Below are 4,192 nucleotides of genomic sequence, written 5' to 3' on the forward strand. Positions count from 1 at the left end.
CCCGGAACGGGTGGACGGGGCCTCGGCGACCGGTGGGGTCGGATCAGCGCGTGGCGCGACCCTTGCGGCCGGTGACCGCACCGTAGATGAAGAGCACGATGAGGGCTCCCACGACGGCGGTGATGATGGTGCCGATGTCGAACGCGGACTCCAGGCTGCCGATGCCGATCAGCGAACCCAGGAAGCCCCCGAGGAGGGCTCCGACGATGCCGAGGACGATGGTGACGATGATGCCGCCGCCCTGGCTGCCCGGCATGATGAGCTTGGCGAGGGCGCCGGCGATGAGGCCGAGGATGATCCAGCTGATGATTCCCATGATGGCTCCTTATCCGTCCCGGGAGGGACTTTCAGTGTACGCAACCGGCCAGTACCCCTGGAATACCCTGCGGTTGCTTCTGTCCACGACCCTAGCTGACACTCAGCCTTCTGTCTGTTCCCATAAGCGAATAGTCGATCGTGTCCCCCGGACGCGGACCGGCCCGCCCGGAGCCGGAGCTTCGGACGGGCCGGGGATCCTCCCAGGTGGGAGCGGGGAAATCGTCAGTGGGCGACGGGCTTCTCCGCACCGATGCCTGTGAGGGAGCGCACCTCCATCTCCGACTGCTTGACCGGGTCCTCGAGACGACGCTCCGTCATGGAACCGATGAAGCCGAGCAGGAAGGAGGCCGGGATCGAGACGATGCCCGGGTTCTGCAGCGGGAACCACGCGAAGTCGGCCGTCGGGATCATCGACGTCTCCGTGCCGGACATGACCGGGGAGAAGATGATGAGCCCCACGGAGATGACCAGGCCGCCGTACATCGACCAGACCGCGCCCCGGGTGGTGAAGCGCCGCCAGTACAGGGAGTACAGGATGGTCGGCAGGTTCGCCGAGGCCGCGACCGCGAAGGCGAGCGCCACGAGGAACGCGACGTTCTGGCCCTGCGCGCCGATGCCGCCCGCGATGGACACGAGCCCGATGACCACCACGGTGGTCTTCGCGACCCGCAGCTCCTTGCGCGGATCGGAGTTGCCCTTCTTGATGACGCTGGTGTAGATGTCGTGCGCGAACGAGGCCGAGGCCGTGATGGCCAGACCGGCGACGACCGCGAGGATCGTGGCGAACGCGACCGCCGCGATGATGCCCATCAGCAGGGACCCGCCGAGCTCGAAGGCGAGCAGCGGTGCCGCGGAGTTCACGCCACCGGGTGCCGACTGGATCCGCTCGGCGCCGATGAGGGCCGCCGCGCCGAAGCCCAGGATGAGGGTGAAGAGGTAGAACAGGCCGATGAGGCCGATCGCCCAGACCACCGAGGTGCGGGCCTCCTTGGCCGTGGGCACCGTGTAGAAGCGCATCAGCACGTGGGGCAGGCCCGCGGCGCCGAACACGAGGGCGAGGCCCAGGGAGATGAAGTCCAGCTTGCTGGTCTCCGTGGCCCCGTAGCGCAGGCCCGGCTCCAGGATGGCCGGGTTGCCGGAGACCGCGACCGCGTCGCCGAGCAGCGAGGAGAAGTTGAAGCCGTAGAGCGCCAGGATCCAGACGGTCATCACCGCCACGCCGGAGACCAGCAGCACGGCCTTGATGATCTGCACGTAGGTGGTGCCCTTCATCCCGCCCACGAGGACGTAGACGATCATGAGCACGCCGACCACCACGATGACCAGCGACTGCCCGGCGCGGGAGCCGATGCCCAGCAGCAGCGACACCAGCGCACCGGCACCGGCCATCTGGGCCAGCAGGTAGAACGCGGAGACCGAGAGGGTGGAGATGGACGCCGCGACGCGCACGGGGCGCTGGCGCAGCCGGAAGGACAGGACGTCCGCCATCGTGAACTTGCCGGTGTTGCGCAGGAGCTCGGCGATCAGCAGCAGCGCCACGAGCCACGCCACCAGGAAGCCGATCGAGTAGAGGAACCCGTCGTAGCCCTGGATGGCGATCGCGCCGACGATGCCCAGGAAGGAGGCCGCCGAGAGGTAGTCGCCCGCGATGGCCAGACCGTTCTGGGTGCCGCTGAAGCCGCGGCCGCCGGCGTAGTAGTCCGCCGCCGTGGACGTGGACTTGGAGGCGCGGAGCACGACCACCATCGTGACGACGACGAACGCGCCGAAGATGGAGATGTTGACCCAGGGCGTGCCGACCGTCTCCGTGGTCGTGGTCGCCATGGGGGCGAGCGCGGTGTACAGGTGCATCGGTCAGTTCTCCTGTCCGTGGACGCCGCCGGGGGTGCCGAGGCTGGGCTCGAGACGCTCCCGGATGGCCGTGGCCTTCGGGTCCAGCTTGCGGTTGGCGAAGGCCACGTAGGCCCCCGTGATGGCGAAGGTCGTGACGAACTGGAGCAGCCCCAGGACCACGCCCAGGTTGACGTTGCCGATGACCTGGATGGCGAACAGCTGCGGCGCGTACATGGCGAGCACCACGTACAGCAGGTACCAGACCAGGAAGGCGACGGCGAGCGGGAAGACGAAGCCGCGGTGGGTCTTCCGCAGCTCCTGGAACTCGGGCGACCGCTGGGCCGCGGGGAAGTCGACGTCGGCGACGAGGTCGTCGGCGTCGATGGGTGGCTGGTTGGACATGGGCTACCTCCTCATGTGATGTGGCCCACACTAGGCTTTTGTATGCACAGGAGCAAGGTGAAACGCCCAAATATTGCTTTTGGGGGGTCGTCGTTGACACGTAACGGGGATTCTGGACGAAACCTGAACGAGGATGTATACACAGACGCCCGGAACGGCTCCGCTCAGCGGGACGCCAGGAGCAGCTGGACGGCGCGGTCCAGGAAGGCGTCCACCTGGTGCTCCTCGTAGCTGCGCTCGCCGTGGACGAGGGGGAAGACGGCCCGCCGCAGCTCTCTCGGCTCGAGGGGCGCGGTGCCTTCCAGGCGGTCACGCAGGCGCTCGCACAGCACGTCCACGTGCGCCGCCGAGTAGCCGGGGGCCCGGGGCCGGGAGGGCCGCCGGAACCGCTGGGTGCGCGGGCGGTCGAGGCGGTTCCGGAGCAGCCGGGTCAGGGCGTCCAGGTGCTCCTGCCAGGCCTCGGGGCCCCGCTCGCGCAGGCACTGCTCGCGCTCCGCCGCCGCGAGCGACTCCTCGGCCGCCTCCAACAGCTCGTCCACGGCCGCGGGGCGGTAGCCGCCCCGCGCCCCGGAGAAGGCGGCGCCGCGCACCTCGGTGCTGAGCACGGCGGCCCCCCCGGGCTCCGCCCCGGCACCGGACCGGGAGTTCCGGAGTGCGGCCTGCACGGCCGCCAGGAAGTCGTCCACCTGGGCCACGTCGTAGCCCCGCTCGCTCGGCGGGCACCGCGGGATGCGGGCGGTGGCCGGCCGGGGTCCTGGGCGGTCTGCAGACATGGGCTGCGGGATCCGGGCGCCCGGCTCAGGCGCCCGCGGCGAACAGCTCGAAGAGCAGGTACCCGGCGGGGACGGCGAAGAGGATCGAGTCGATCCGGTCCATTACTCCCCCGTGGCCGGGCAGGAGCGTGCCCATGTCCTTGATCCCCAGCTCGCGCTTGACCATGGACTCGGAGAAGTCGCCGAGCGTGGCGGCCAGCACGAGCGCCACGGCGAGCACGGCCCCCTCCCACCAGGCGTGATCCAGGAGCAGGACGGCGCACAGGACACCGATGAGCACCGAGCCGCCGAGCGAGCCGGCGAAGCCCTCCCAGGACTTCTTGGGGCTGATCCGCGGTGCCATGGGATGGCGTCCCCAGACGACGCCGACGGCGTATCCGCAGGTGTCCGAGCCGATGGCCAGCAGGATGACGGTGAGCACCTTCAGGGGGCCGGCCTCGGTGTGGTAGAGCAGCAGGGCGATGCTCAGCAGGAAGCCGACCCACACCAGGGCGAAGACGGAGCCCATGATGGACAGGACCATGCCGTCCCGGCTCCCCAGGGCACGCCAGACGATCACGAGCGTCAGCCCCACGATCACGGCCATCATCAGCGCCTCGCCGCCCCCGGCGAATGCGGCGACGGGCATGAGCACGCCGGCGGTCACCGCCGGGACGCGGGGGATGACGATGCCGCGGTAGCGCAGCGACCTGCCGACCTCCCACACGCCGATCCCCGCGGCCGTGCCGGCGAACAGCGCCAGGACGAGCGGCTGCACGAACAGGCCGACGAGCAGCGTCCCGATGAGCACCGCGGCGACGCCCACGGCGGCCGGCAGATTGCGTCCGGCCCGCGAGGGCGCGGTGTGCCGCCGCCCCGGCGTGCCC

General features: G+C 70.1%; 5 protein-coding genes. All 5 read right to left on the minus strand.

Annotation, left to right across the window (positions count from 1 at the left end):
• Positions 1-43 precede the first annotated feature (43 nt).
• The gene (locus ACFU0Y_RS17415) at positions 44-316 is read right to left on the minus strand and encodes a GlsB/YeaQ/YmgE family stress response membrane protein (RefSeq protein ID WP_380216104.1); all 273 of its coding nucleotides are present in this window, start codon (positions 314-316) and stop codon (positions 44-46) included.
• Between the two features lie 224 nt (positions 317-540).
• Positions 541-2,169, minus strand: coding sequence for a cation acetate symporter (locus ACFU0Y_RS17420; RefSeq protein WP_380216106.1), 1,629 nt, complete (start codon positions 2,167-2,169; stop codon positions 541-543).
• Positions 2,170-2,172: 3 nt separating this feature from the next.
• Positions 2,173-2,553, minus strand: coding sequence for a DUF485 domain-containing protein (locus tag ACFU0Y_RS17425; RefSeq protein WP_380216108.1), 381 nt, complete (start codon positions 2,551-2,553; stop codon positions 2,173-2,175).
• Positions 2,554-2,717: 164 nt separating this feature from the next.
• A complete protein-coding gene (locus ACFU0Y_RS17430) occupies positions 2,718-3,326 on the minus strand; it encodes a hypothetical protein (protein ID WP_380216110.1) in 609 nt (202 codons plus the stop codon).
• Between the two features lie 25 nt (positions 3,327-3,351).
• A partial coding sequence (locus tag ACFU0Y_RS17435) for a phosphatidate cytidylyltransferase (RefSeq protein ID WP_380216112.1) occupies positions 3,352-4,192 on the minus strand: 841 nt, incomplete at its 5' end.

This window comes from Kocuria sp. NPDC057446 (genome assembly GCF_042802875.1).
Lineage (GTDB): Bacteria > Actinomycetota > Actinomycetes > Actinomycetales > Micrococcaceae > Kocuria.